Genomic DNA, 24192 nt, shown 5'->3' with positions numbered 1-24192 from the left:
CACGACGCGGGCAACGGGAGCAGGCAGTGGCACAGAACTCTGGGTGGGGCGGCGCGTACGGAGGGCCGCCCGGATACGGCACCCCTCCGGGGTGGGGCGGCGGCTGGATGCCCCCGCAGGCACCCAAGCCGGGAGTGATCCCGCTGCGGCCGCTGAACATCGGCGACCTGCTCGGCGGGACGCTGTCCGCGTTCGGCCGTTACTGGAAGCCCTTGGTCGGGATAGCCGCGACCCTCTACGGAGGGGCCGCGGTGCTGGTCGCGGGCATGATCGGCATCCTGTACGCCACGCTGTCGGACACGTTCCGCACCGTCTTCGACTCGACCGAGCACGACGTCGCCTGGCACGAGGTGCGCGCCCTCGTCTTCGGTTTCATCGCCCTCTGGGTGGTCGCCCTGCTCCTGATCACGTTCTGCTCGGCGATGATGTACGCGACCTGCGCGGTGGTCCTCCAGGCGGCCGTCCTCGGTACGCCCGCGACCTATGGCTCCGTCTGGTGGCGCGCGCTCTCGCGGATGCCCGCCGTGCTCGGCGCCCTCCTGCTGGCGGGCCTCGCGGCCACGGTGCCGATGCTTCTGATCATCGGCGTGTTCGCCGCCCTGATCGTGGCGGCAGCGAACGCCGACGACAGCCTCACGGCGCTGCTCGTCCTGGGGCCCCTGCTGTTGCTCGCGGTCATCCCGTTCGCCCTCTGGCTCTGGGTGAAGTTCAGCCTCGCGCCCTCCGCCGTGGTCTTCGAGAACCGCAGCCCCGTCGACGCGCTGCGCCGCTCCTCCGAGCTGGTGAAGGGCGCCTGGTGGCGGATCTTCGGGATCTCGCTTCTCACCTCGGTGATGGCCGGGACCGCGGGCTACTTCATCCAGCTGCCCTTCAGCCTCCTCGGCAGCTTCCCCTCCATGACGATCGGTGACGACCCGGGCACCGCCCAGCTCGTCACCGTCTTCGCCGGCTACTTCGCCGCTTTGCTCGTAGGCCAGCTGGTCAGCCAGATCATCACGGTCACCTTCCCCCAGCTGATGACCGGCCTGCTCTACGTCGACCAGCGCTTCCGCAAGGAGAACCTGGCCCCCGTACTCGCCGAGGCGGCGGCTCAGGACGTCACGGGTTCAGCGTGAACCAGGTGGCGCGGGACTTCTTCCACTCGACGTGGGCGAGGTCCTTCGCGTCCGTGCCGTCCCCGTAGAGGTCGGCCGACCCGTCGTCGGTGATCAGCTGGGCCTGGGCGCCCGAGACGCTCAGGTCCGGCACGTCCACCACGGCCTCCCAGCCACCGGCGTCGCTGGTCGGCAGGTCCAGCTTCTTCACCGGGGCGTGCCCGGCGACCCCGTCCCAGGAGTAGAGGGCGTACGGGTCGGAGTTGTCGTCGGCGGCCCAGGAACCGGCCACGATCAGATACTGGTTCGCGGCATTCTTGCGGATGTCGCGGATGGCGAGGCCGCCCAGATCGAGCTCGATGGCCGTACCGAAGACAGCCTTCGCCCCGCTGCCGGCCACCTTGTCGAAGTTGGTGACGGGCACGATCAGCGCCTTGCCCCCGTTCTTCGGCGGTACGAGCGGCGCACGGAATCCGAGGTACGCGGTCGTGGTCGACCCCGGCGCGAACTCGAGGCCCTCGACGTTGAATCCGTCGATCTGCTTGGGCACCTGGCCGTCGGCGGTGCCGGCCGCGAATCCGTAGCGGTTGCCGTTCGCCTTGTCCCAGGCGACGAGGTCGTCGCGGAGCTTGCCGTACGAACCGCCCACGGTCAGCGCGGTGCTCGCACCGGAACCGCTCACCGTGGTGGTGAAGACGGTGTTGCGGTCGGCCTTGTACTCGCCGTCCTTGTTGTTGCCGAGGGACCCGGTCCAGTAGATGGTGTTCCCCACCCGGGTCGCACCCTCGATGTCGATCTCCTTGTCGGCGCCGAGCGCGTCGCCGACGTCCCAGGTCTTCACCGGTGCGCCCGAGACCGAACGGCTGTAGAGCCGCAGGACGTTGGACTCGTCGTCGGCGACGATCACATAGCCGCCGCCCGCGTCGACGGCGGCGGAGGCGTCGGAGGACCCGGTGAAGTAGCGCGTCTGCGGCCCGTACTGGACCGCCGGGGACGCCGCGTAGTTCAGCGTCCTGGTGGCGGTCTTCCCGCCGAGCCCGGTGACCTTGAGCGTGAGGTTGGTGTACCCCTGCGCCTTGGCGGCGACGGTCACCGTACGGGAAGCCCCGGTCCCCGTGACGACCACGTCGCCCGTACCGGCGACGGAGGACTTCGAGGTGGCGGATGCGGCCACGGTCAGCGCGGACACGTCCGCGCCGCTCTGGCCTATGGTCACCGTGACCGTCGGGTCACTGGTGGCACCGACGGCACCCGAGAGGTACGAGGCCGAGAGCGTGATGGTCGGCGTGCCGTAACTCGCCGCCTGTGCAGGTGTGTTCAGGCCCATGACGGCCAGCGTAAGCAGACCGCTCGCGGCGGCAACCGCCGTGCGGCGGGAGAGCGAAACGTAAGACTGCACTGGGTCCCTCTCGACGTGGTGATCTCGACGAGAAGGTTCCGGTTCCTGCGCCAACTGCCGGAGCACGCCATACGTACAGAAGGCGAACAACGCCGGACGGCCCCGGTGCACGGGTGCACCGGGGCCGTCACGAAGCGGCGGAGATCGGACGAGAGATCAGACGTTGAAGCCGAGCGCGCGCAGCTGCTCGCGGCCGTCGTCGGTGATCTTGTCCGGGCCCCACGGCGGCATCCAGACCCAGTTGATCTTCAGCTCGTTGACGATGCCCTCGGTCGCCGACTTCGCCTGGTCCTCGATGACATCGGTCAGCGGGCAGGCCGCGGACGTCAGCGTCATGTCGAGGGTCGCGATGTTCGCGTCGTCGACGTGGATGCCGTAGATCAGGCCGAGGTTGACGACGTCGATGCCCAGCTCGGGGTCGACGACGTCGTACAGCGCCTCGCGGACCTCCTCCTCGGAGGCCGGCTTGGTCGTCAAGCCCTCGGTGGGTGTCACAGTGTTCTCGCTCATGCTGTCTTCCTTTCGGACTCGCCCAGCGCCTGAGCGGTCGCGTCCTTCCACGCCATCCAGCTGAGCAGCGCGCACTTCACACGGGCGGGGTACTTGGAGACTCCGGCGAACGCGACCGCGTCCTCCAGGACCTCCTCCATCGCATCGTCCGGCTCCAGCTTGCCCTTGGACTGCATCAGTTCCAGGAACGCGGCCTGGATCTTCTGCGCGTCCTCGAGCTCCTTGCCGACCAGCAGCTCGTTCAGGACGGATGCGCTGGCCTGGCTGATGGAGCAGCCCTGGCCCTCGTAACTGATGTCGGCGATGCGGTCGCCTTCGTACTTGACGCGCAGCGTGATCTCGTCGCCGCACGTCGGGTTGACGTGGTGCACCTCGGCGTCGCCGTCCCGAAGACCGCGCCCGTGCGGGTGCTTGTAGTGGTCCAGGATGACTTCCTGGTACATCGAGTCAAGCTTCACGATCGATCCCCAGCCCTTAACCGAAGAAGTTCCGTACGTGCTCCAGGCCGTCCACCAGGGCGTCGACCTCGGCAGGCGTGGAGTACAGATAGAACGACGCTCGCGTGGTCGCAGGAATTCCGTACCGCAGGCAGACGGGGCGCGCGCAGTGGTGGCCGACCCGGACCGCGATGCCCTGTTCGTCCAGGACCTGGCCCACGTCGTGCGGGTGGATGTCGCCGAGCGTGAAGGAGATCGCCGCGCCGCGCATCTCGGCCGTCGGGGGGCCGATGAACCGCAGGTCCGGAATCTCGCCGAGGCGCTTCATCGCGTACTCGGTGATCGCGTGCTCATGCGCGGCGATCTTGTCCATGCCGATCGCGGAGAGGTAGTCCACGGCCGCACCGAGGCCGACGGCCTGGGCGATCGGGGGCGTACCCGCCTCGAACTTGTGCGGCGCGGGGGCGTACGTCGAGGAGTGCATCGAGACGGTTTCGATCATCTCGCCGCCGCCGAGGAACGGCGGCAGGTCCTCGAGGAGCTCCTGGCGGCCCCAGAGGACGCCGATGCCCGTCGGGCCGACCATCTTGTGGCCGGTGAAGGCCACGAAGTCGGCCTGCAGCGCCTGCACGTCGAGCACCATGTGCGGGGCGGCCTGCGAGGCGTCGATGCAGACGAGCGCGCCGACCTGCTGGGCGCGCCGGATGATCGCCTCGACCGGGTTGATCGTGCCCATCAGGTTGGAGACCAGCGTGAAGGAGACGATCTTCGTCTTCTCGGTGATGATCTCTTCGATGTTGGACAGGTCGAGACGGCCGTCGTCGGTGAGGCCGAACCACTTCAGCTTCGCGCCCGTGCGCTGCGAGAGCAGCTGCCACGGCACGATGTTGGAGTGGTGCTCCATCTCCGTGATGACGATCTCGGTCTCGCGGTCCACGCGGTAGGGCTCATCGGCCCAACCGAGCATGTTGGCCACGAGGTTGAGCGACTCCGAGGCGTTCTTGGTGAAGATCACCTCGTCGCGGCTCGGTGCGTTGATGAAGGCGGCGACCTTGTCGCGGGCGCCTTCGTACAGTGCCGTGGCCTCCTCGGCAAGCACGTGCACGCCGCGGTGGACGTTGGCGTTGTGCTGCTCGTAATAATCGGTGAGCGCGTCGAGGACCTGGCGCGGCTTCTGCGAAGTGGCCGCGTTGTCCAGGTAGACGATCTTCTTTCCGTCATGGATGACCCGGTCCAGGAGCGGGAAGTCCTTGCGGATCGCCTCGACGTTGTAATCGGACGCCGTGAGGAGGCCCGGCAGTGTCGTCACTCGGAAGCGCCGCCCTTCGTGGTGTAAGCCTCGTAGCCCTCGGTCTCCAGCTTGTCGGCGAGCTCGGGACCGCCGGACTCGGCGATGCGACCGTTCGCGAAGACGTGCACGAAGTCGGGCTTGATGTAGCGCAGGATGCGCGTGTAGTGCGTGATCAGGAGCGTGCCGACCTCGCCGGTCTCGCGGACGCGGTTGACGCCCTCGGAGACCTGACGCAGCGCGTCGACGTCCAGACCGGAGTCGGTCTCGTCGAGGATCGCGATCTTCGGCTTGAGGAGCTCCATCTGGAGGATCTCGTGGCGCTTCTTCTCACCGCCGGAGAAGCCCTCGTTGACGTTGCGCTCGGCGAAGGCCGGGTCCATCTGGAGCTGCTCCATGGCGCCCTTGACCTCCTTCACCCAGGTGCGCAGCTTGGGGGCCTCGCCGCGGATCGCCGTCGCCGACGTACGCAGGAAGTTGGAGACCGAGACACCGGGAACCTCGACCGGGTACTGCATGGCGAGGAACATGCCGGCGCGGGCGCGCTCGTCGACGGTCATCTCCAGGACGTCCTCGCCGTCGAGCGTGACGGTGCCCGAGGTGATCGTGTACTTGGGGTGGCCGGCGACGGAGTACGCGAGGGTCGACTTGCCGGAGCCGTTGGGGCCCATGATGGCGTGGGTCTCGCCCTGCTTCACGGTCAGGTCGACGCCCTTGAGGATCTCCTTCGTACCGTTCTCGGTGTCGACGGAGACGTGCAGGTCGCGGATTTCAAGCGTTGCCATGGGTGACTCAGGACTCCTGGGATACGGAGACGAGCACATCGTCCCCTTCGATCTTTACGGGGTATACGGGGACGGGGCGCGTCGCGGGAAGGCCCGAGGGCTTGCCCGTACGGAGGTCGAAGGACGATCCGTGCAGCCAGCACTCGATGGAACAGTCCTCCACCTCGCCCTCGGAGAGCGAGACGTTCGCGTGCGAGCAGATGTCGTTGATCGCGAACACCTCCCCGTCCGTGCGGACCAGCGACACCGGCGTGCCGTCGAGTTCCACCCGCTTCGGGGTGTCCTCCTCCAGCTCGCTGAGCGCGGCCACCTTGACGAAAGACATCAGACGGACGCCTCCAGCTCCGCGTCGATCTTGGCGAGGAGGCGCTCCTCGACGTCCGGCAGACCGATCTGCTGGACGAGCTCGGCGAAGAAGCCGCGGACGACGAGGCGGCGGGCCTCGGTCTCCGGGATGCCGCGCGACTGGAGGTAGAAGAGCTGGTTGTCGTCGAAGCGGCCGGTCGCCGAGGCGTGGCCGGCACCCGCGATCTCGCCGGTCTCGATCTCCAGGTTCGGTACGGAGTCGACGCGCGCGCCGTCGGTGAGGACGAGGTTGCGGTTGAGCTCGTACGAATCCGTGCCCTCGGCGGCGGCCTGGATCAGGACGTCACCGATCCATACCGCGTGCGCGTCCTGGCCCTGCAGCGCGCCCTTGTAGGCCACGTTGGACTTGCAGTTGGGGACGTTGTGGTCGACCAGGAGGCGGTGCTCCTGGTGCTGGCCCTGGTCGGTGAAGTACAGACCGAACAGCTCGGCGTCGCCGCCGGGGCCCGCGTAGGTGACGCGCGGGTGGAGGCGTACGACGTCGCCGCCGAAGGTGACCACGACCGACTTGAAGGTGGCGTCCCGGCCGACCAGCGCGTTGTGCTGGGCGATGTGGACGGCCTTGTCGTCCCAGTCCTGGACGGATACGACGGTGAGCTTCGCGCCGTCGCCGAGCAGGTACTCGACGTTGGCCGCGAGGACCGCGTCGCCGGTGTGGTCGATGACCACGACGGCCTCGGCGAAGGCACCGAGCTCGATGACCTGGTGGCCGTAGGCCACGCCGCCGATGCCGTGCACGGAGATACGGATCGGCTCGGTGAGCACCGCCTCCTTGGGCACCGAGACGACGCCGGCCTTCTCGAAGGAGGTGAACGCCTGGGCGGCGACCCGGTCGACGGGCTTGCCGGCCTTGCCGATGCGCGCGTCGTCGCGGCCGACCGTCTCGACGGTGACGCCGTCGGGGGCGGTGACCTCGACCCGTACACCGTCACCGGTCGCGGTGGCGGAGCCGTCGTGCAGACCGCGCAGGCGCTCCAGCGGGGTGAACCGCCACTCCTCCTCGCGGCCGTGCGGCACGGGGAAGTCGGCCACGTCGAAGGACGGCGGCGCGCTCATGCGGGTGGCGCTGGTGGACTCGGCGGCCACCGCGATGGAGCCGGCGGTGGTGGAACCCGCCGGGATGTTCTGAGCCTCAGCCATGGCTGTCGTGGTGCTCACTTTCTGCGTCAAAGAAGAAGAACTGCGGGGTTGGCGGCTGCTAGCCGACCGAACCCTCCATCTGCAGCTCGATCAGCCGGTTGAGCTCCAGGGCGTACTCCATCGGCAGCTCCTTGGCGATCGGCTCGACGAAGCCGCGCACGATCATCGCCATGGCCTCGAACTCCGTCATGCCGCGGCTCATCAGGTAGAAGAGCTGGTCGTCGGAGACCTTGGAGACGGTCGCCTCGTGGCCCATGGACACGTCGTCCTCGCGCACGTCCACGTACGGGTACGTGTCGGAGCGGGAGATCGTGTCGACGAGCAGCGCGTCGCACAGCACGTTGGACTTGGAGCCGGGCGCACCCTCGCCGATCTCGATGAGACCGCGGTAGGAGGTGCGGCCGCCGCCTCGTGCCACCGACTTGGAGACGATGTTGGAGGAGGTGTTCGGTGCCATGTGGACCATCTTGGCGCCGGCGTCCTGGTGCTGGCCCTCGCCCGCGAAGGCGATGGAGAGCGTCTCGCCCTTGGCGTGCTCGCCCATGAGGTAGACGGCGGGGTACTTCATCGTCACCTTGGAGCCGATGTTGCCGTCGACCCACTCCATGGTCGCGCCCTCGTAGGCCACGGCGCGCTTGGTGACCAGGTTGTAGACGTTGTTCGACCAGTTCTGGATCGTCGTGTAGCGGCAGCGGCCGCCCTTCTTCACGATGATCTCGACGACCGCGGAGTGCAGCGAGTCGGAGGAGTAGATCGGGGCGGTGCAGCCCTCGACGTAGTGGACGTACGCGTCCTCGTCGACGATGATCAGCGTCCGCTCGAACTGGCCCATGTTCTCCGTGTTGATACGGAAGTAGGCCTGGAGCGGGATCTCGACGTGGACACCCTTGGGCACGTAGATGAACGAACCGCCGGACCACACGGCCGAGTTGAGCGACGCGAACTTGTTGTCGCCGACCGGGATGATCGTGCCGAAGTACTCCTGGAAGAGCTCCGGGTGCTCCTTCAGCGCGGTGTCGGTGTCCATGAAGATGACACCCTGCGCCTCCAGCTCCTCGTTGATCTGGTGGTAGACCACCTCGGACTCGTACTGGGCGGCGACACCGGCGACGAGGCGCTGCTTCTCCGCCTCCGGGATGCCCAGCTTGTCGTAGGTGTTCTTGATGTCCTCGGGCAGGTCCTCCCAGGAAGCGGCCTGCTTCTCGGTGGAGCGCACGAAGTACTTGATGTTGTCGAAGTCGATGCCGGAGAGGTCGGAGCCCCAGGACGGCATGGGCTTCTTGCCGAAGAGCTTCAGGCCCTTGAGGCGGAGCTTCAGCATCCACTCGGGCTCGTTCTTCTTCGCCGAGATGTCGCGTACGACGGCCTCACTGAGGCCGCGCTTCGCCGCGGCACCGGCCACGTCGGGGTCGGCCCAGCCGAACTCGTACGTACCCAGACCCTCGAGATCGGGGTGGGCAGTCTCCGTAGGGAGCGTCATGCGGGGTTCCTCCCGGCCGTGCTGGCGGATGCTGAAACTTCGGTCTGTGAAATCTTGGGAATGAACGTCGTGCACACTCCGTCGCCGTGGGCGATGGTGGCCAGACGCTGCACATGGGTCCCGAGCAGGCGGGAGAAGACCTCGGTCTCCGCCTCGCACAGCTGCGGGAACTGCTCGGCGACATGGGCGACCGGGCAGTGGTGCTGGCAGAGCTGTTCGCCGACCGGTGCGCTGCGCGCCGTAGCAGCGTACCCGTCTGCGGTCAACGCCTTGGCAAGCGCCTCCGCGCGGCTCTCGGGTGCCACGGCCTCGATCGCGGCGCGGTAGGTCTCGGCCTGGGTGGCGAACCGGGCGCGCGCGAAGTCCATGATGGCCTCTTCGCTGCCGGCCTTCTCGGCGATCCAGCGGAGCGCGTCGGCCGCGAGCTTGTCGTAGCTCTGGTCGAAGGCGTCCCTGCCGCAGTCGGTGAGCGCGAAGACCTTGGCCGGACGGCCGCGGGTCCTCGCCCCGTACACCCGCTGTTCGCGGGGGACGATCACATCGTCGGCGACGAGGGCGTCGAGATGGCGGCGGACGGCCGCCTGGGTCAGCCCGAGCCGGAGCGCAAGGTCGGCCACGGTGGACGGGCCGTGGTCCAGGATGGAGCGCGCGACGCGGTTGCGGGTGGACCGCTCACCGGTCGCGAGTTCCTCCTGGGGAGCCTCGCCAACGTTTTTCACAACACCATTGTTGCGTAATTCTCCAGACCCTGGCAACCCTGGTCCGGATCATGACCGGTGCGGTGCATCACTTAGGGATACCTAACCTGACCTGCGGAAATGATCATTGATCGATCAAATCGGTGGCGCGTCGGGCGCGGTCGGAGGAGACTCTCCGCCCATGTCGACACCGCCTCTGACCGGCACTTTGTGCACCCGGGCCACGATCGCCGCCGACCTGCGCGCGCTCGGAGTCGAACCCGGCGAAACGCTGCTCGTCCACTCCTCGCTCAGCTCGCTCGGCTGGGTCTGCGGCGGGCGCGTCGCCGTCGTACAGGCGCTGCTCGACGCACTCGGCCCCGAGGGGACCCTGGTCGTCCCGACGCACACGGGGAACAACTCCGACCCCGAGCAGTGGGGCAACCCGCCCGTCCCCGAGGAGTGGTGGCCCGCCATCCGCGAGTCGACGCCCGCCTACGACCCCCTCACCACCCCCAGCGGTGGCATCGGCGTGATTCCCGAGGCGGTACGGACCTGGCCGGGCGCCCTGCGCAGCGCGCATCCCCAGACCTCGTTCGCGGCGGTGGGGCCGGCCGCGGCCGCGCTCACTGCGGGCCACGCGCAGGACTGCAGGCTCGGCGAGCGCAGTCCGCTCGCACGGCTGGAGAAAGCGGGGGCGCGAGTGCTGCTGCTGGGTGCGGGCTTCGACAGCTGTACGGCCTTCCACCTGGCCGAGTACCGGATCGAGGCACCCGAGGCCGACGAGGGGCGCGCGGTCATGACCCCCCTGGGGCGCCGCTGGGAAGTCGTGCGCGAGACGTCGATCTCCAGCGACCGCTTCGACGAGCTGGGCGCGGACTACGAGAGGGACAGGCCGGTGATCCGGGGCAGGGTCGGCGCGGCCCAGGTCCGGCTGTTCCCGGTGGCCGAAGCGGTCGCGTACGCACAGCGGTGGCTGCCCGTGCACCGTCCGCCCGAGGTCTAGGAAGCCGGAGCCGTACCGCGTGCAGAGCGGCCGCGGAAGGTTCGTAGACTCGCAGCCATGAGCACAGACCCCGCCGTCGAGGTCCGCGGCCTCGTCAAGCGGTACGGAACCAAGACCGCGGTCGACGGCCTCGACCTGAGTGTCGCCACCGGCACCGTCACCGCCGTCCTCGGCCCCAACGGCGCCGGCAAGACCACCACCGTCGAGACCTGCGAGGGCTACATCCGCGCGGACGCGGGCACGGTCCGCGTCCTCGGTCTCGACCCGGTCGCCGACGCGGCGAAGCTCCGCCCGCGGATCGGTGTGATGCTCCAGTCCGGCGGCGTCTACTCCGGCGCCCGCGCGGACGAGATGCTCCGCCACATGGCCAAGCTGCACGCCCACCCCCTCGACGTGGACGCCCTCATCGAGCGCCTGGGTCTGGGCAGTTGCGGCCGTACGACCTACCGCAGGCTCTCCGGCGGCCAGCAGCAGCGCCTCGCGCTGGCCCTGGCCGTGGTCGGCCGCCCCGAGCTGGTCTTCCTGGACGAGCCGACCGCGGGCCTGGACCCGCAGGCCCGCCGCTCCACCTGGGATCTCGTACGGGAACTGCGCACCGACGGCGTCACCACGGTCCTCACCACCCACTTCATGGACGAGGCCGAACAGCTCGCCGACCACGTGGCGATCTTCGACACGGGACGGGTCATCGCCGAAGGCACCCCCGAGTCCCTGTGCCGAGGCGGCGCGGAGAACACCCTGCGCTTCACCGGCCGCCCCGGCCTCGACGTCGGATCGCTGCTCAAGGCACTCCCCGACGGCACCACCGCCGCCGAACTCACCCCCGGCGCCTACCGGATCACCGGCCAGGTCGACCCCCAGCTGCTCGCGACGGTCACCTCCTGGTGCGCCCAGCACGGCGTGATGCCCGACGGGATCGCGGTGGAACGCCACACCCTCGAAGACGTCTTCCTGGAGCTCACAGGCAAGGAGCTGCGCGCATGAGCGCCGCCGGAACATTCGCCCCGCGCCCCGGAGCCGCCCCGCTCCCCCGCATGATCGCCGCGCAGGCGTCCTTCGAGACGAAGATGCTTCTGCGCAACGGCGAGCAGCTCCTCCTGACGGTGATCATCCCGTCGCTCCTGCTGGTCCTCTTCTCCTCGGTCGACATCATCGACACAGGCAAGGGCAAGTCCGTCGACTTCCTCGCCCCCGGTATCCTGGCGCTGGCCGTGATGTCCACCGCCTTCACCGGCCAGGCGATCGCGACCGGTTTCGAGCGCCGCTACGGAGTCCTCAAGCGGCTCGGCGCATCCCCGCTCCCCCGCTGGGCGCTGATGTGCGCCAAGACCCTGGCGGTCCTGGTCACCGAGGTCCTGCAGATCGTCCTCCTCACGGTGATCGCCTTCGCGCTCGGCTGGTCCCCGCACGGCAACCCGGCGGCGGTCGTCCTGCTGCTGGTCCTCGGTACGGCGGCCTTCTCGGGCCTGGGTCTCCTCATGGCAGGCACCCTCAAGGCGGAGGCCACGCTGGCCGCCGCGAACCTGGTCTTCCTGCTGTTCCTGGTGGCGGGCGGGGTCATCGTCCCGATGGACAAGTTCCCCGGCGGCGTCCAGTCCGTACTGAACCTGCTGCCGATCTCCGCCCTCTCGGACGGGCTGCGCGACGTGCTGCAGCACGGGGCGTCGATGCCCTGGGGCGACCTGGGGATCCTCGCCGTCTGGTCGGTACTCGGCCTGGGTGCGGCTGCCCGCTTCTTCCGCTGGGAATAGATATGCACCCCTAGTGAAAGCGTGCACAAGCGTTCCGCCTACGATGTCCCCGTGCCAAAGCTGACCCGAGCCGAAGTCGCTCAAGCCGTGCGAAACCCGCTCGCCTTCATCGCCGAGCGCTGGACGCCCACTCCCAAAACCGTTCAGCGCGCCGCCATGGCCGCCCTGGTGATGGCGGTGGTCATCGTCGTCACCGGCGGCGCGGTGCGCCTGACGGGCTCCGGCCTCGGCTGCCCGACCTGGCCCAAGTGCACCGACCAGTCGCTCACCACGACCAGTGCGATGGGCTTCCACGGCATCATCGAGTTCTCCAACCGGATGCTGACGTACGTGCTGTGCGCCGCGGTCGGCTGGGCGATCATCGCGGCCCGCGCGGCTGAGCCCTGGCGCCGTGATCTGACCCGGCTCGGCTGGGCGCAGTTCTGGGTGGTCATGGGCAACGCGGTGCTCGGCGGCATCGTCGTGCTGGTCGGTCTCAACCCGTACACCGTGGCCGCGCACTTCCTGCTCTCCTCGGCCCTGATCGCGATCGCCGTCGTCACCTGGCAGCGCACCCGCGAAGGCTCCAGCGCACCCCGCCCCCTGGTGGGCAAGGCGGTCCTCCAGCTCACCTGGCTGCTGGTGGTCGCATCGGGCGCACTGATCGCGGTCGGCACGGTCGTCAGCGGCGCGGGCCGGCACGCGGGCGACTCCAGCGATGTGAAGCGCATCCCGCTCGACTGGTCGATGATCGTCCAGCTGCACGCGGACCTCGCCTGGCTGGTGGTGGCCCTCTCGGTCGCGCTCTGGTTCGTGCTCAAGGCGGTCGACGCACCGCAGGGACCCCGCAGTCGGGCCCGCGACCTGTTCCTGATCCTGATGTTCCAGGGCGTGCTGGGCTACATCCAGTACTTCACGGAGACCCCGGAGATCCTGGTCGGCCTGCACATGCTGGGCGCCTGCCTGGTCTGGATCGGTGTGCTGCGCGTCCTGCTGTCGCTGCGCGAGCGGCCGACGACGGACACGGAAATCCCTTCGCAGTCGGACAGTTCGGCGCTTTCGGCGGTCTAAGCGGCATCGAGTCCGTACACGCGGCGGGCATTGCCCGCCGCGATCATCCCGGCGACCCGTTCCGCGTCCGTGACCGACCAGGCGCCGTCGCGCACCCAGCCTCCGAGAACCCGCTCCAGCGCCTCCCGGAAGACGCGCGCGCCCACCACGTGCAGTTCGGGAACCCCGTAACCGCCGCTGGAGAAGAGCAGCTTCCCGAACGGCGCGAGCTCCAGGATCTCCGCGAGCACGGCCGCGGCGCGCGCCCCGGTATGGGCGAGGGCCGGGCCGAGGTCGGCGTACACATGCGGGTAGACGCTCGCCAGATGGGCGGCCTGGCGGTGGTACGGATAGCCGTGCAGCAGCACCAGATCGGTGCCGTGTCCGGTCGCGGCCGCGGCGAAATCGGTGAGCAGCAGGGGGTCCCCGACGCCCACCTGCAGTTGCAGAGGTAACCCCGAGGCGACGGCGTTCCACAGCAGATGCCGCAGCAGTACGGGGTCCTTGAGCCGCCCCCCGACCTGCCGCCCGGCCAGCCAGCGCCCCGCCGCACCCCGCACTTCACCGGGGCCCGGAGGCTCCGGCGCCAGGGCGAGTCCGTGCCGTACACAGGCGACGGAGGTGAAGGCGACCGCGGTGCAGGAGGCCGCGTGCACCGCCTCGGCGAGGTTGGCGAGGAAGGACTCGACGGTCCCCGAGGTGTCGGCGACCTGCTCGGCCAGTAACTCCAGCCGTACGATCTCGCGCGCGTCCGCAGCGCCTGCCGCCGCCATCTCGCCGGGCCCGGTGAGGTCCCCCGGCATCCCGGTGTCCACGAGATACGTGGAGACACCGGTGCCGCGCAGCAGCCGCCGCCCCGACTCCACCACCCCGAGCTCCCTGCGGCGGGCGAGATAGCGGGCCGGCGGGCAGTGCGGTTCGAGCCCGAGCAGCGGCGGGCACCAGCGTCGTACGGCGAACCCGGTCTGGGTGTCGAAGTAGGTGGTGCCGGGCGCGGGCGGCCCCGTGGTCCTGCCCAGATACGACTCGAAGGTGCCGAGCCCGAGTTCCGTGCGGAGCACCCCGTGGCAGTACTGGTCCACCAGGGACGGCGTTTCGATCATCCGGACTCCCGCAGTGGACGGTGCTTTCCACAGTCCTAACGGGCAAGAGCGCCTCAGGTGTTGCTCGGGCCGCCGACCTGGATGCCTGCCATGCGGGTCCACTCGTAGGGACCGGTGCGCACCTTGGCGGCGAACTCCCCGTCGAAGTCCTCGTGCACGGTGACTCCGGCCTTCTCGGTCGCGGCCTGCGCGAGGGCGTAGCTGGACGCGACCAGGTCGCCCCACTCGCCGTCCTCGCCGACGAGCACGATGCGCGCGCCCTTCTGCCCGATGTACGCGACCTGCGCCTCGGCGCCGCCGTGCGACGCGGAGAACGCCTGGATCTGCTTCGCGAGCCTGGCGGCCCTGCGCTCGTCCTTGGCGGCCTGCTTCTCGTCTACCTGGGTCTCAGCCATGACGGCATGCTACTCACGGGTAGCGGCCGGCGCGACAGCCGGGTGCGCACAGACGTGTGCCCCGGAGCGCATGGGGGCTGCCGGGGCACACGTACAAGAAAGGTCAGCGCAGGAACGGGTCCACGGCCACCGCGATGAACAGCAGCGACACATAGGTGATCGACCAGTGGAACAGCCGCATCTCCTTGAGCTTCGCGCCCGTCACTCCGCCCTTGGCCCGCGACTGCAGCCCGTGCGCCTCCCAGAGCCAGAAGCCACCGGCCAGCAGGGCCACCGACGTGTAGAACCAGCCGGTGTAGCCGAGCGGAGTGAGCAGCAGCGAGACGGCGACCATCACCCAGCTGTAGATGACGATCTGACGGGCCACGACCGTGTTGGACGCGACCACCGGCAGCATCGGGACGCCCACGCGTGCGTAGTCGTCCTTCACCTTCATGGAGAGCGGCCAGTAATGCGGCGGCGTCCAGAAGAACATGACGAGGAAGAGAATGACGGGCGCCCACGACATGGAATTGGTCACCGCGGACCAGCCGATGAGCACCGGCAGACAGCCCGCGATGCCGCCCCAGACGATGTTCTGCGAGGTGCGGCGCTTCAGGATCATCGTGTAGACGACGACGTAGAAGAGCAGTGCGCCGAGCGCGAGGGCCGCCGAGAGCCAGTTGACGAGGAGCCCGAACCAGAGCGTGGAGATCACTGCGAGTGCGAAGCCGAAGGCCAGGCACTCGCGCGGCGACACCATCCCGGTGACCAGCGGACGCTGCGAGGTGCGGTCCATCAGCGCGTCGATGTCACGGTCGATGTACATGTTCAGCGCGTTGGCGCCGCCGGCCGACAGATAGCCGCCGATGCACGTCGCGAGGACCAGCCAGAGCTGGGGCACACCCTGCTCCGCCAGGAACATCACCGGCACCGTGGTGATCAGCAGCAGTTCGATGATCCGCGGCTTGGTCAGCGCCACGAATGCCTTGACGCGAGCCCCGAATGGCCGATGGGCCCCTGGGCTGGGAGTCAAGACGACCCCTGCGGGCCGGGACTCGAGCGCCGTCACGCACACCCCTGACAGAGAATTCCCAGCAAGTCCCCATGGTTCCCGGGCGTGAAGGCCCGGTAAAGACTTGCGCTTACCACGCCACTCTAGACGTTGCCCATACGCCGTTCTTCGCGGGGGTGGGCTCGTGTTGGAGCGCACCGCGCACGGGACGAATCGCTCGCCGACAGGCGAAGTGCGCCCGCCGCCTGCACCCTGGGAGTGACTGTCTTTTGCCGACAGGCACTCGAAAAACTGCGCGTTCCGGCGGGGGTAGGCTCGACAACGCCCGGTGCGCCCAGAGTCACCGGGATACAAACATGTGGAGAGGAGCCCTGACCCAGGGTGAGCACCAAGCCGACCACCACAGACCTCGAGTGGACCGAATTGGACCAGCGGGCCGTTGACACGGCACGCGTCCTGGCCGCGGACGCCGTACAGAAGGTCGGCAACGGCCATCCCGGTACGGCCATGAGCCTGGCCCCGGCCGCCTACACCCTCTTCCAGAAGGTGATGCGGCACGACCCGGCGGACGCCGACTGGACCGGCCGCGACCGGTTCGTCCTCTCTGCGGGACACTCGTCCCTGACCCTTTACACCCAGCTCTACTTCGCCGGTTTCGGCCTGGAGCTGGATGACCTGAAGGCCTTCCGCACCTGGGGCTCCAAGACCCCCGGTCACCCGGAGTACGGCCACACCACGGGCGTCGAGACGACCACCGGGCCCCTCGGCCAGGGTGTCGCCAACGCCGTGGGCATGGCGATGGCCACCCGCTACGAGCGCGGTCTGTTCGACCCGGAGGCGGCCCCCGGCACCTCCCCGTTCGACCACTTCATCTACGCCATCGCCGGTGACGGCTGCCTCCAGGAGGGCATCTCCGCGGAGGCGTCCTCGATGGCCGGGCACCAGAAGCTCGGCAACCTCGTCCTGCTCTGGGACGACAACCACATCTCGATCGAGGGCGACACGGAGACCGCGGTCTCCGAGGACACCTGCGCGCGGTACGAGGCGTACGGCTGGCACGTCCAGCGCGTGGCGCCCAAGCCGGACGGCGACCTCGACCCCGAGGCCCTGTACGACGCGATCGAGGCCGCGAAGGCGGTGACGGACAAGCCGTCCTTCATCGCGATGCGCTCGATCATCGCCTGGCCCGCCCCGAACGCCCAGGGCACCGAGGCCGCGCACGGCTCGGCGCTCGGCGACGAAGAGGTCGCGAACATCAAGCGCGTGCTGGACTTCGACCCGGAGAAGACCTTCGAGGTCACCGACGAGGTCATCGGCCACACCCGCAAGGCGCTGGACCGCGGCCGCGAGGCCAAGGCCGAGTGGGAGAAGACGTTCGCCGCCTGGCGCACCGCCAACCCGGAGCGCGCCGCCGAGTTCGACCGCATCAGCGCGAGCGAGCTCCCGGCCGGCTGGGAGGAGAAGGTTCCCACCTTCGAGACCGGCAAGTCGCTCGCGACCCGTGCCGCCTCCGGCAAGGTCCTCGAAGCGCTCGGCCCGGTCCTTCCCGAGCTGTGGGGCGGCTCCGCCGACCTCGCCGGCTCGAACAACACCACGATCGACAAGACGTCGTCGTTCCTGCCCGAGGGCAACCCGCTGCCGGGTGCGAACCCGTACGGCCGGACGATCCACTTCGGCATCCGCGAGCACGCCATGGCCGCGGAGATGAACGGCATCGCGCTGCACGGCAACACCCGCATCTACGGCGGGACGTTCCTGACGTTCTCCGACTACATGCGCAACGCCGTCCGCCTCTCGGCGCTGATGCACGCCCCGGTGACGTACGTCTGGACGCACGACTCCATCGGCCTCGGCGAGGACGGCCCGACGCACCAGCCGGTCGAGCACCTGGCCTCGCTGCGCGCCATCCCCGGCCTCAACGTGATCCGCCCCGCGGACGCGAACGAGACCGCGATCACCTGGCGCGAGGTCCTGCGCCGCGGCCGCAAGAAGTACGGCGAGAGCGCCCCGCACGGCTTCGCACTGAGCCGCCAGGGCCTGCCGACGTACGACGCGAACGAGGACGCCGCCAAGGGCGGCTACACCCTCTTCGACGCCGAGGGCGGCGAGCCGCAGGTCGTGCTGATCGCCACCGGCTCCGAGGTGCAGCTCGCCGTCGAGGCGCGCGAGCAGCTCCAGGCCTCCGGTGTCCCGACGCGCGTCGTCTCGATGCCGTGCGTCGAGTGGTTCGACGCCCAGGATCAGGGGTACCGGGACTCGGTCATCCCGCCGTCGGTCAAGGCGCGCGTGGCGGTCGAGGCCGGCATCGGTCTGACCTGGCACCGCTTCGTCGGTGATGCGGGCCGGATCGTCTCGCTGGAGCACTACGGTGCCTCCGCCGACGCCAAGGTCCTCTTCCGCGAGTTCGGTTTCACCGCCGACGCGGTCGTCTCCGCGGCCCGGGAATCGATCGCCGCCGCAGCGCGCTGACGCCAGTACACGATCTAGTAGGAGATGCAATTCTCATGACAGACGCACTCAAGCGCCTCTCCGACGAAGGCGTCGCGATCTGGCTCGACGACCTGTCGCGCAAGCGCATCACGTCCGGCAACCTGGCCGAACTGATCGACCAGAGCCACGTGGTGGGTGTCACCACCAACCCGTCGATCTTCCAGAAGGCGATCTCGAGCGGTGACGGTTACGAGCAGCAGCTCACCGACCTCGCCGCCCGCAAGGTCACCGTCGAGGAAGCCATCCGCATGATCACGACGGCCGACGTGAGGGACGCCGCCGACATCCTGCGCCCGGTCTTCGACGCGACGGACGGCCAGGACGGCCGGGTCTCCATCGAGGTCGACCCGCGCCTGGCCCACAACACGGCGGCCACGGTCGCCGAGGCCAAGCAGCTGGCCTGGCTGGTGGACCGGCCGAACACGCTCATCAAGATCCCGGCGACCAAGGCCGGCCTGCCGGCGATCACCGAGGTCATCGGCAAGGGCATCAGCGTCAACGTCACGCTGATCTTCTCGCTGGAGCGCTACCGCGCGGTCATGGACGCCTACCTGGCGGGCCTGGAGAAGGCGAAGGCCGCGGGCCTGGACCTCTCCAAGATCCACTCGGTGGCGTCCTTCTTCGTGTCCCGCGTGGACACCGAGATCGACAAGCGCCTGGACGGCCTGGGCACCGACGAGGCCAAGGGCCTCAAGGGCAAGGCGGCGGTGGCCAACGCGCGTCTCGCGTACGAGGCGTACGAAGAGGTCTTCGCCTCCGAGCGCTGGGCGGCCCTCGACAAGGCGCAGGCCAACAAGCAGCGTCCGCTGTGGGCCTCGACCGGCGTCAAGGACCCGTCGTACAAGGACACGCTGTACGTCGTCGACCTCGTCGCCCCCAACACGGTGAACACCATGCCGGAGGCGACGCTCGACGCCACCGCCGACCATGGCGAGGTCACCGGGAACACCATCGCCGGCACCTACGAGCAGGCCCGCGCCGAGCTCGACGCCGTCGAGAAGCTCGGGATCGCGTACGACGACGTCGTACAGCTCCTGGAGGACGAGGGCGTCGAGAAGTTCGCGGACGCCTGGAACGACCTGCTCAAGTCGACCGAGGCGGAGCTCAAGCGCCTCGCCCCTTCGGAGGGCTGAAACCTTGTCAAGCAGCAATCCGCTGCGTGACGCCGCGGACCGACGGCTCCCGCGTATCGCGGGGCCGTCGGGCCTGGTCATCTTTGGCGTCACGGGCGATTTGTCCCGTAAAAAGTTGATGCCCGCCGTCTACGACCTCGCCAACCGCGGTCTGCTCCCGCCGGGCTTCTCGCTCATCGGCTTCGCCCGCCGCGAGTGGCAGGACGAGGACTTCGCCCAGGAGGTGCACGACTCCGTCAAGGAGCACGCGCGCACCCCCTTCCGCGAGGAGGTCTGGCAGCAGCTCATCCAGGGGATGCGCTTCGTCCAGGGCACCTTCGACGACGACAACGCCTTCGAGCAGCTCAAGGCGACCATCCAGGAGCTCGACAAGGCGCAGGGCACGGGCGGAAACTTCGCCTTCTACCTCTCCGTCCCGCCGAAGTTCTTCCCCTCGGTCGTCCAGCAGCTGAAGAAGCACGGCCTGGCGGACCAGAAGGAAGGCTCCTGGCGCCGCGCGGTCATCGAGAAGCCCTTCGGCCACAATCTGGAGAGCGCGCAGGACCTCAACAAGGTCGTGCACGAGGTCTTCCCGCCGCACGAGGTCTTCCGTATCGACCACTACCTCGGCAAGGAGACCGTCCAGAACATCCTGGCGCTCCGCTTCGCCAACACCCTCTTCGAGCCGATCTGGAACCGGTCGTACGTCGACCACGTGCAGATCACCATGGCCGAGGACATCGGCATCGGCGGCCGTGCCGGGTACTACGACGGCATCGGCGCAGCCCGTGACGTCATCCAGAACCACCTTCTGCAGCTGCTCGCGCTGACCGCGATGGAGGAGCCCGCCTCCTTCGACGCGGACGCGCTGGTCGCGGAGAAGACCAAGGTGCTCGGCGCGGTGAAGCTGCCGGCGGACCTCGGCAAGGAGACGGTGCGCGGCCAGTACGCGGCCGGGTGGCAGGGCGGCGAGAAGGCCGTCGGCTATCTCCAGGAGGACGGCATCGACCCGAACTCCAAGACCGACACCTATGCCGCGGTGAAGCTGGAGATCGACAACCGCCGCTGGGCGGGCGTCCCGTTCTATCTCCGTACGGGCAAGCGCCTGGGCCGTCGCGTCACCGAGATCGCGGTCGTCTTCCAGCGCGCCCCGCACTCCCCCTTCGACCACACGGCGACGGAGGAGCTGGGCCAGAACGCGATCGTCATCCGCGTCCAGCCCGACGAGGGCATCACGATGCGCTTCGGCTCCAAGGTGCCCGGCACCGCGATGGAGATCCGGGACGTGTCGATGGACTTCGCGTACGGCGAGTCCTTCACCGAGTCCAGCCCCGAGGCGTACGAGCGGCTCATCCTCGATGTGCTCCTCGGCGACTCCAACCTCTTCCCGCGGCTGGAGGAGGTCGAGACGTCCTGGCGCATCCTCGACCCGATCGAGGAGTACTGGGACTCTCACGGCAAGCCCGCGCAGTACGAGTCGGGCACCTGGGGACCTGTCGAGGCGGACGAAATGCTCGCACGAGACGGACGGAGCTGGAGGCGCCCATGAAAATCGACCTGACCGAAACCACGGCCAGCAAGGTGAACAAGGCCCTCGTCCAGGGGCGCCGCGCGATCGGCACCCCGGCCGTCGGCATGGTGCTGACCCTCGTCATCGTCACCGACGAGGAGAACGCCTACGACGCGCTCAAGGCCGCCAACGACGCCTCGCGCGAGCACCCTTCGCGCACCCTGGTCGTCATCAAGCGCGTCTCGCGCTCGCCGCGCGACCGCGCCAAGGCACGTCTCGACGCCGAGGTACGGGTGGGCTCGGACGCGGGCACCGGCGAGACGGTCGTGCTGCGGCTGTACGGCGAAGTCCTGCACCACGCCCAGTCGGTGGTCCTGCCGCTGCTGCTGCCCGACGCCCCCGTGGTCGTCTGGTGGCCGGTGAACGCACCGCTGGACCCGGCGAAGGATCCGCTCGGTGCGCTGGCCCAGCGCCGTGTCACCGATTCGTACGCCGCCGAGCAGCCGATCCACGAGCTGACCGCGCGCGCCGCCACCTACACCCCGGGCGACACCGACCTGTCGTGGTCGCGCATCACCCCGTGGCGCTCGATGCTGGCCGCCGCGCTCGACCAGGTGCCGGCGAAGATCGCCGGTGTCGAGGTGGAGGGCGAGGAGTTCAACCCGAGTGTCGAGCTGCTCGCCATGTGGCTCGCCGAGCGCCTCGGCGTTCCGGTACGGCGCACCATCTCGGCGGGGCCCGGACTGACCGCCGTACGGCTGGACACGGACCACGGTCCGATCGTCCTCGACCGTGCCGACGGTTCCCTGGCCACGCTCTCCATGCAGGGCCAGCCGGACCGTGCGGTGGCGCTGAAGCGGCGCGAGACCTCGGAGCTGCTCGCCGAGGAGCTGCGCCGTCTCGACCCGGACGACACCTATGCGGCCGCGCTGGCGTACGGCGTGGACCGCCTGGGCGAGCCCGGGACCGCGTCCGCACCGGCCGCCGAGACCGAGGAGAAGCCTGTCGCCTCCGAGGCCCAGCAGGAGGCAGCGGCGAAGAAGGCTCCGGCCGCGAAGAAGGCTCCGGCCAAGAGGGCGGCGTCGAAGTGAGTGCTCCGCAGCTCGTCGTCCACCGCGACAAAGAGCTGATGGCACAGGCCACGGCGGCCAGGCTGATCACGAAGATCCTGGACGCCCAGGCCTCGCGCGGCTCGGCGTCCGTGGTCCTCACGGGCGGCCGCAACGGCAACGGCCTGCTGGCCGCCCTGGCCGCGTCACCGGCCAGGGACGCGATCGACTGGTCGCGGCTCGACCTGTGGTGGGGCGACGAGCGGTTCCTGCCCGAGGGCGATCCGGAGCGCAATGTCACGCAGGCCCGCGAGGCCCTGCTGGACTCCGTTCCGCTGGACCCGAAGCGGGTGCACGCGATGGCGGCATCGGACGGCGCGTACGGCAATGACGTGGAGTCCGCGGCCGCTGCGTACGCCGCCGAACTGGCCGCCGCCGCAGGGCCGGAGGACCATGGTCCGGTCCCGACCTTCGACGTCCTGATGCTGGGGGTCGGCCCGGACACGCATGTGGCCTCGCTCTTCCCCGAGCTCCCGGCCGTACGGGAGACCGAGCGCACCGTGGTCGGTGTGCACGGCGCCCCGAAGCCGCCGCCGGTCCGTATCTCGCTCACGCTGCCCGCCATCCGGGCCGCGCGTGAGGTGTGGCTGCTCGCCGCGGGCGCGGACAAGGCGGGGGCGGCCGCTGTCGCCCTGTCCGGTGCCGGGGAGATCCAGGCCCCTGCGGCGGGTGCCTACGGCCGCAGCAGGACGCTGTGGCTGATGGACTCGGCGGCGGCTTCCGAGCTGCCGCCGCAGCTCTACCCGCCGACCGCCTGACGGTCGTCGCTGTCACGCAGACCGGCCCGCGCCCCTTCCGAGGGGCGCGGGCCGGTCTTTTTCGTCACGAGGACTCTCAACGACCGCGCAGGGTCCGGTACTTCTTCACCAGAGCCGCGGTGGAGCTGTCCAGCTGCTCGGCGCCGGCGCCCTCGGTCAGGATCGGCTCGACCTTCTTGGCGAGGACCTTGCCGAGCTCGACTCCCCACTGGTCGAAGGAGTCGATGTTCCAGATCGCGCCCTGGACGAACACCTTGTGCTCGTACAGCGCGATCAGCTGGCCGAGCACGGACGGGGTGAGGGTCTCCGCCAGGATCGTCGTCGTCGGGTGGTTGCCCTTGAACGTCTTGTGCGGCACGAGCTCCTCGGCCACGCCCTCGGCCCGTACTTCCCCGGGGGTCTTGCCGAAGGCCAGGGCCTGGGTCTGGGCGAAGAAGTTGGCCATCAGCAGGTCGTGCTGGGCGACCAGACCGGGCAACAGGTCGGCCACCGGCCGGGCGAAGCCGATGAAGTCCGCCGGGATGACCTTCGTGCCCTGGTGGATCAACTGGTAGTACGCGTGCTGCCCGTTGGTGCCCGGCGTGCCCCAGACGACCGGGCCGGTCTGCCACTCGACCGGATTGCCGTCGCGGTCCACGGACTTGCCGTTGGACTCCATGTCGAGCTGCTGGAGATAGGCGGTGAACTTGGAGAGGTAGTGCGAGTACGGCAGCACCGCGTGCGACTGGGCGTCGAAGAACGCGCCGTACCAGACGCCCAGCAGACCGAGCAGCAGCGGCACGTTCTCCTCGGCGGGGGCGGTGCGGAAGTGCTCGTCGACGAGGTGGAATCCGTCGAGCATCTCGCGGAAGGCGTCCGGGCCGATCGCGAGCATCAGCGAGAGGCCGATGGCGGAGTCGAAGGAGTACCGTCCGCCGACCCAGTCCCAGAACTCGAACATGTTCGCGGTGTCGATGCCGAAGTCGGAGACCTTCTCGGCGTTGGTCGACAGTGCCACGAAGTGCTTGGCCACCGCCTCCTGATCGGCCTTCAACTCGGTGAGGAGCCAATTGCGGGCGGAGGTGGCGTTGGTGATGGTCTCGATCGTGGTGAAGGTCTTCGACGCGATGATGAACAGCGTCTCCGCCGCATCCAAGTCCCGTACGGCCTCGTGCAGATCGGCGCCGTCGACGTTCGAGACGAAGCGGACGGTGAGCCCGCGGTCGGTGAAGGATCGCAGCGCCTCGTACGCCATCGCCGGACCGAGGTCGGAGCCGCCGATGCCGATGTTGACGATGTTCTTGATGCGCTTGCCGGTGTGACCGGTCCACTCCCCCGACCTGACGCGCTCCGAGAAGGCGCCCATCTTGTCGAGCACTTCGTGCACGCCGGGGACGACGTTCTCCCCGTCCACCTCGACCACGGCGCCGCGCGGGGCGCGCAGCGCGGTGTGCAGGACGGCGCGGTCCTCGGTGGTGTTGATCTTCTCGCCGCGGAACATCGCGTCCCGCAGCTCAGCGACTCCGGTCGCCGCGGCCAGCTCACGGAGCAGGCCGAGCGTCTCGTCGGTCACCAGGTGCTTGGAGTAGTCGAGATGCAGGTCGCCGACCTGCAGGGTCCAGCCCTCCCCGCGGCCCGGATCGGCGTCGAACAGCTCCCGCAGATGGGTCTCGCCCAGCTGCTCCCGGTGCTTGCCCAAGGCAGTCCACTCGGGCATCTGGTTGAGCTTGGTACGGCCTTCTGCGTTCATCTCGGACATCAGTCCATTCTTCTCGAACCT

Annotated in this window: 23 protein-coding genes; 10 read left to right on the top strand and 13 right to left on the bottom strand. The window is 69.0% G+C overall.

Features of this window, described 5'->3' with window-relative positions; genetic code table 11:
* Positions 1 to 26: 26 nt before the first annotated feature.
* Positions 27 to 1115, top strand: a complete 1089-nt coding sequence (locus tag AB0H78_RS32285) for a hypothetical protein (protein ID WP_363238258.1) — start codon at positions 27 to 29, stop codon at positions 1113 to 1115.
* Here AB0H78_RS32285 and AB0H78_RS32280 read toward each other — a convergent pair.
* The 9 genes from AB0H78_RS32280 to AB0H78_RS32240 form a co-directional block, all read right to left on the bottom strand.
* Entirely contained in the window at positions 1099 to 2421 is a 1323-nt protein-coding gene (locus AB0H78_RS32280) for a hypothetical protein (protein ID WP_363238257.1), read from the bottom strand. The two genes, AB0H78_RS32285 and AB0H78_RS32280, sit on opposite strands and share 17 nt — an antisense overlap.
* Before the next feature lie 228 nt (positions 2422 to 2649).
* Complete coding sequence (locus AB0H78_RS32275) at positions 2650 to 3003, bottom strand: metal-sulfur cluster assembly factor (protein ID WP_363238256.1); 354 nt, start codon at positions 3001 to 3003, stop codon at positions 2650 to 2652.
* The gene (sufU, locus tag AB0H78_RS32270) at positions 3000 to 3461 is read right to left on the bottom strand and encodes a Fe-S cluster assembly sulfur transfer protein SufU (RefSeq protein WP_363238255.1); all 462 of its coding nucleotides are present in this window, start codon (positions 3459 to 3461) and stop codon (positions 3000 to 3002) included. Before sufU ends, AB0H78_RS32275 begins: the two co-directional genes overlap by 4 nt.
* Positions 3462 to 3477: 16 nt before the next feature.
* Positions 3478 to 4749 carry a cysteine desulfurase gene (locus AB0H78_RS32265; protein WP_363238254.1) on the bottom strand — a complete coding sequence of 424 codons (1272 nt, stop codon included), beginning with the start codon at positions 4747 to 4749 and terminating at the stop codon, positions 3478 to 3480.
* The gene (gene sufC, locus AB0H78_RS32260) at positions 4746 to 5513 is read right to left on the bottom strand and encodes a Fe-S cluster assembly ATPase SufC (RefSeq protein WP_363238253.1); all 768 of its coding nucleotides are present in this window, start codon (positions 5511 to 5513) and stop codon (positions 4746 to 4748) included. The genes AB0H78_RS32265 and sufC overlap by 4 nt, the downstream gene beginning before the upstream one ends.
* A 7-nt stretch (positions 5514 to 5520) precedes the next feature.
* Positions 5521 to 5838: a non-heme iron oxygenase ferredoxin subunit gene (locus AB0H78_RS32255; protein ID WP_363238252.1), complete on the bottom strand. Its 318-nt coding sequence runs from the start codon at positions 5836 to 5838 to the stop codon at positions 5521 to 5523.
* The gene (sufD, locus tag AB0H78_RS32250) at positions 5838 to 7019 is read right to left on the bottom strand and encodes a Fe-S cluster assembly protein SufD (protein ID WP_363238251.1); all 1182 of its coding nucleotides are present in this window, start codon (positions 7017 to 7019) and stop codon (positions 5838 to 5840) included. Before sufD ends, AB0H78_RS32255 begins: the two co-directional genes overlap by 1 nt.
* 58 nt (positions 7020 to 7077) lie before the next feature.
* Entirely contained in the window at positions 7078 to 8499 is a 1422-nt protein-coding gene (gene sufB / locus AB0H78_RS32245; RefSeq protein WP_363238250.1) for a Fe-S cluster assembly protein SufB, read from the bottom strand.
* Positions 8496 to 9218, bottom strand: coding sequence for a metalloregulator ArsR/SmtB family transcription factor (locus AB0H78_RS32240; protein WP_363238249.1), 723 nt, complete (start codon positions 9216 to 9218; stop codon positions 8496 to 8498). Before AB0H78_RS32240 ends, sufB begins: the two co-directional genes overlap by 4 nt.
* A 160-nt stretch (positions 9219 to 9378) precedes the next feature.
* On the opposite strand from AB0H78_RS32240, the gene AB0H78_RS32235 reads away from it, so the two are divergent.
* The 4 genes from AB0H78_RS32235 to AB0H78_RS32220 are packed head-to-tail and all read left to right on the top strand — an operon-like array spanning position 9379 to position 12983.
* Positions 9379 to 10182, top strand: coding sequence for an AAC(3) family N-acetyltransferase (locus AB0H78_RS32235; RefSeq protein ID WP_363238248.1), 804 nt, complete (start codon positions 9379 to 9381; stop codon positions 10180 to 10182).
* Between the two features lie 57 nt (positions 10183 to 10239).
* Entirely contained in the window at positions 10240 to 11166 is a 927-nt protein-coding gene (locus AB0H78_RS32230; RefSeq protein WP_363238247.1) for an ABC transporter ATP-binding protein, read from the top strand.
* Positions 11163 to 11933, top strand: coding sequence for an ABC transporter permease (locus AB0H78_RS32225; RefSeq protein ID WP_363238246.1), 771 nt, complete (start codon positions 11163 to 11165; stop codon positions 11931 to 11933). The genes AB0H78_RS32230 and AB0H78_RS32225 overlap by 4 nt, the downstream gene beginning before the upstream one ends.
* Before the next feature lie 51 nt (positions 11934 to 11984).
* Positions 11985 to 12983, top strand: coding sequence for a COX15/CtaA family protein (locus AB0H78_RS32220; protein WP_363238245.1), 999 nt, complete (start codon positions 11985 to 11987; stop codon positions 12981 to 12983).
* Here AB0H78_RS32220 and AB0H78_RS32215 read toward each other — a convergent pair.
* The 3 genes from AB0H78_RS32215 to AB0H78_RS32205 form a co-directional block, all read right to left on the bottom strand.
* Complete coding sequence (locus AB0H78_RS32215; protein WP_363238244.1) at positions 12980 to 14065, bottom strand: amidohydrolase family protein; 1086 nt, start codon at positions 14063 to 14065, stop codon at positions 12980 to 12982. The two genes, AB0H78_RS32220 and AB0H78_RS32215, sit on opposite strands and share 4 nt — an antisense overlap.
* Positions 14066 to 14118: 53 nt before the next feature.
* Positions 14119 to 14460 carry a hypothetical protein gene (locus tag AB0H78_RS32210; RefSeq protein ID WP_363238243.1) on the bottom strand — a complete coding sequence of 114 codons (342 nt, stop codon included), beginning with the start codon at positions 14458 to 14460 and terminating at the stop codon, positions 14119 to 14121.
* A 103-nt stretch (positions 14461 to 14563) separates the two neighbouring features.
* On the bottom strand, positions 14564 to 15517 hold the full coding sequence (locus AB0H78_RS32205) for a heme o synthase (protein WP_363238241.1): 954 nt from the start codon (positions 15515 to 15517) through the stop codon (positions 14564 to 14566).
* Positions 15518 to 15835: 318 nt separating this feature from the next.
* Here AB0H78_RS32205 and tkt point away from each other — a divergent pair, with 318 nt between their 5' ends.
* From tkt to pgl, 5 genes are read left to right on the top strand one after another with little or no spacing between them, the layout of a single operon-like run.
* Positions 15836 to 17923, top strand: coding sequence for a transketolase (gene tkt / locus AB0H78_RS32200; RefSeq protein WP_363238240.1), 2088 nt, complete (start codon positions 15836 to 15838; stop codon positions 17921 to 17923).
* A gap of 35 nt (positions 17924 to 17958) precedes the next feature.
* Positions 17959 to 19077 carry a transaldolase gene (tal, locus tag AB0H78_RS32195; protein ID WP_363238239.1) on the top strand — a complete coding sequence of 373 codons (1119 nt, stop codon included), beginning with the start codon at positions 17959 to 17961 and terminating at the stop codon, positions 19075 to 19077.
* A gap of 4 nt (positions 19078 to 19081) precedes the next feature.
* Positions 19082 to 20605 (top strand): glucose-6-phosphate dehydrogenase, encoded by a 1524-nt coding sequence (gene zwf / locus AB0H78_RS32190; protein ID WP_363238238.1) that lies wholly within the window; start codon positions 19082 to 19084, stop codon positions 20603 to 20605.
* Entirely contained in the window at positions 20602 to 21657 is a 1056-nt protein-coding gene (gene opcA, locus AB0H78_RS32185; RefSeq protein ID WP_363238237.1) for a glucose-6-phosphate dehydrogenase assembly protein OpcA, read from the top strand. The genes zwf and opcA overlap by 4 nt, the downstream gene beginning before the upstream one ends.
* On the top strand, positions 21654 to 22433 hold the full coding sequence (gene pgl, locus AB0H78_RS32180) for a 6-phosphogluconolactonase (RefSeq protein ID WP_363238236.1): 780 nt from the start codon (positions 21654 to 21656) through the stop codon (positions 22431 to 22433). Before opcA ends, pgl begins: the two co-directional genes overlap by 4 nt.
* A 76-nt stretch (positions 22434 to 22509) precedes the next feature.
* Here the strand turns inward: pgl and pgi are convergent, their stop codons facing one another.
* On the bottom strand, positions 22510 to 24162 hold the full coding sequence (gene pgi / locus AB0H78_RS32175; RefSeq protein ID WP_363238327.1) for a glucose-6-phosphate isomerase: 1653 nt from the start codon (positions 24160 to 24162) through the stop codon (positions 22510 to 22512).
* Positions 24163 to 24192: the final 30 nt, after the last annotated feature.

The organism is Streptomyces sp. NPDC050738, from assembly GCF_040654175.1.
GTDB lineage: Bacteria > Actinomycetota > Actinomycetes > Streptomycetales > Streptomycetaceae > Streptomyces.
Note: the sequence above shows the minus strand (reverse complement) of the source record. Positions and strands in the feature narration are given on the sequence as shown.